This window comes from uncultured Veillonella sp., assembly GCF_963524655.1.
Taxonomy (GTDB): domain Bacteria; phylum Bacillota; class Negativicutes; order Veillonellales; family Veillonellaceae; genus Veillonella.
In genome coordinates, this window is the sequence record NZ_CAURHA010000070.1 from 1 (window position 1) to 3,192 (window position 3,192).

The 3,192-nt window shown below is 41.4% G+C and carries 2 protein-coding genes and 1 pseudogene; all 3 read left to right on the top strand.

Annotation, left to right across the window (positions count from 1 at the left end; all coding sequences use genetic code 11):
- The first annotated feature begins 28 nt into the window (after nt 1-28).
- Nucleotides 29-1,324: an amidohydrolase gene (locus tag RYM16_RS08920; protein ID WP_314983391.1), complete on the top strand. Its 1,296-nt coding sequence runs from the start codon at nt 29-31 to the stop codon at nt 1,322-1,324.
- A 132-nt stretch (nt 1,325-1,456) separates the two neighbouring features.
- Nucleotides 1,457-2,701, top strand: coding sequence for a M20 family metallo-hydrolase (locus RYM16_RS08925; protein ID WP_314983393.1), 1,245 nt, complete (start codon nt 1,457-1,459; stop codon nt 2,699-2,701).
- Between the two features lie 156 nt (nt 2,702-2,857).
- Nucleotides 2,858-3,192: pseudogene (locus tag RYM16_RS08930) on the top strand (C4-dicarboxylate ABC transporter); the annotation flags it as partial.

A 3,192-nucleotide genomic window follows, 5' to 3' on the forward strand; every position in this document is an offset into this window, starting at 1 on the left:
GGTATCTATTGTATTTTAGGAGGTAAGTATGTCTGTAAAAGATTTCGTACAACAACGCCGCGATGATTTTATTGCTTTACGTCGTGATTTTCATATGTATCCAGAGCCAGCTTGGCTCGAATATCGTTCTGCCGCTAAAGTAGCTGAAAAGCTAATTGCTTTGGGTTATGATGTGGCACTCGGTGCAGAAGTGCTTGATTTAGATTCTCGTATGGGCTTGCCTAGCGAGGATGTTATGAAAGCAGCAATGGCTCGTGCTATGGATGAAGGTGCTGATCCTGAACTAGTAGAGAAGATGGGCTATGGTAAAACAGCTATTGTGGCAACTATGAAGTTTAGTGATGATGGTCCTGTAGTAGCGTTCCGTGCAGATATGGATTCTAATGATGTAATCGAATCTAAAGCATCTAACCATATTCCTGCTAAGAATGGTTTCCGTTCCCGCCATGAGAAGGCTATGCATGCTTGTGGTCATGATACACATATGACAATGGGCCTTGGCCTTGCTGAATATATTGCTACACATAAGGATGGCTTGAAGGGTACTATTAAACTAATCTTCCAACCAGCAGAGGAAGGCGTACGTGGTGCTAAAGCGATGGTAGAGGCTGGCGTAGTAGATGATGTTGACTTGATGTTCGGCATGCATATCGGATTTAATGAACAGTTATCTAATTGCTTTGCTTGTAGTGATCATGGCTTTTTAGCGACTACAAAACTTGATGCTGTATTCCATGGCTATTCTTCCCATGCAGGTGGTTCTCCAGAAAAGGCTCAAAATGCCATGCTTGCAGGCTGTACAGCTGTTATTAACTTACAAGCCATTGCTCGCCATAGTGGGGGTGCATCTCGCATGAATGTAGGCGTTTTTGAAAGTGGTACAGGTCGCAATGTTACACCTGATGTATCAACACTTAAATTAGAAACTCGTGGTGCTACAACAGAGATCAATGATTATATGATTGAACGCACTAAGACCATTATTAAAGGTGCTGCAGAAATTCATGATTGTACCTTTGATATTACAAAACAAGTTGAAACTCCTGCAGGCCGTATTAGCTATGATTTAGCTAGCGAAGTAAAATCTATCATTGAACCATTAGGTATCTTTAAAGAAGTTCCATTCGATTATAGCGGTGGCGGTAGTGAAGACTGTGCGTATTTCTTAAACCGTGTTATTGATCGTGGTGGTCGAGCAACCTATATGGTATTGGGCTCAGCTATTAAAGCACCTCATCATAATCCATTATTTGATATCGATGAAGAAGACATGCTAAACGGTATTGTTGCGTTAGGTACAATTGCTACTCACTATTTAAAATAGGACATATTGATTGAGATATTGTGATGCATACATCCAAGCTATAGGTACATAACTATATAGATGTATGCATCGAAATATGTATAGTGTGCTATATATTAGATGTAATATGAGTATTAGATTGTGAGGTGTTATATGATCCAACGAGAGCGTTTAGCTAAGGACTTTGATTTTATGGCACAGTTGACTGCACCTGGTGAAGGTATTAATCGTCTAGCTTTCACCGATTCTGATTGGGAAGGTCGCCAATATATTATTGATTGTATGACTGATGCGGGTCTAACTGTAGAGATAGACGATTTTGGAAATGTGCTAGGCTATAAGGTTGGTAAAAATCCTGATTTACCGGTTGTTATGGTTGGTTCTCATACGGACAGCGTGCCTAATGGGGGCAATTATGATGGTGTTGTAGGTGTATTATCTGCTATCGAAGCGGTTCGTAGTATGACTGATGATGGTTTTGAACATGACCATACCATTGCAGTAGTAGACTTTATGTGTGAAGAGTCTAGCCGCTTTGGAGCAGCCACATTGGGTAGTAAAGCTATGCGCGGTGAATTGACATTGCAAGATTTACAACGCTTAGTAGATAAACAAGGTGTGTCCCTGTATGATGCGTTGAAAGGTCGTAATTTAAATCCCGATGCTATTGAGCATATGGAATATGAACGACCTGTAAAGTCTTTCACTGAAATACATATCGAACAGGGTAAGGTGCTAGAACACGAAGCGAAACCAATCGGTGTTGTAACTGGTATTGCCGCACCAGAGCGGTTCTATGTAACCATTCGTGGTAACGCGGATCATAGTGGGGCCACACCAATGAACTTGCGCCATGATGCACTCTGTGGGGCTTCTAAAATCATACTCGGTATTGAGGAGATTGCATCCATGCAAGAAGAGCCTCCAGTAGTGGGTACAGTCGGTGTAGTAGAGGTTGTGCCAGGAGCGATGAACGTTATTCCTGGGGCAGTTAAACTGGGCGTAGATATTCGCAGTATTTCTAAGGTGGCCCGAGATTCTGTAGTTACCCTCATTAAAGAATTTATTGATGTTATTGCAGAGAAACGAGGCTTATCCTATACGATTGAGCCTGTTGCACAAGATCATCCGGTGGCGATGCATCCGGCAATGATTCGAGAAATTGAAGAGGCTGTTCAGTCTGTAGGCGTAGACTATATGACCATGCCTAGTGGCGCTGGTCATGATGCCATGCATTGGGCTGATGTAGTTCCTACAGGAATGATTTTTATCCCATGCCGTGAAGGTATCAGTCATAATCCGGCTGAATTTGCAGATATGGATGACATCGTTACGGGAGCTAAGATATTAGACACGGTGCTAAGAAAGCTTAGCTTAGAAAGTACTAAACTTAACTAGGTTGAGTACTGTGGAATATTTGATGTAGATATAATTTAGTTAGATCTGTGTTAACTAGCTAAGATATCATGTTTTACGTGGTTAGAAGGGTGTATTCCGTAATAGAATGGCAGAGAATACTTGCTATTGATAGGGAATACATGGATTGGAGAGATTATGGTTATTGCAGGTATTGTTATTGTAGTAGCGACCTTTATCGCTATTATTAAAAAGTTTGAAACGCGGCTCGTGTTATTATTGTCGGGCCTATTGATGTGTTTTATTGGTGGTAATCTAGGGGCAGGTACGACGGCTTTTGTAAAAGAACTGACAAACCCAGGTCTTGTACCGACGATTTGTACTGTTCTTGGGTTTAGTTATGTTATGGAATACACAAAATGTACGGAGCATATGGTGTATTTCATCTCTGCTGGCCTTAAAAAGATGACTAAAATCATCATCCCTGGCGCCGTTATTATTACGTTCTTAATCAACATTGCGTTGCCTACAGC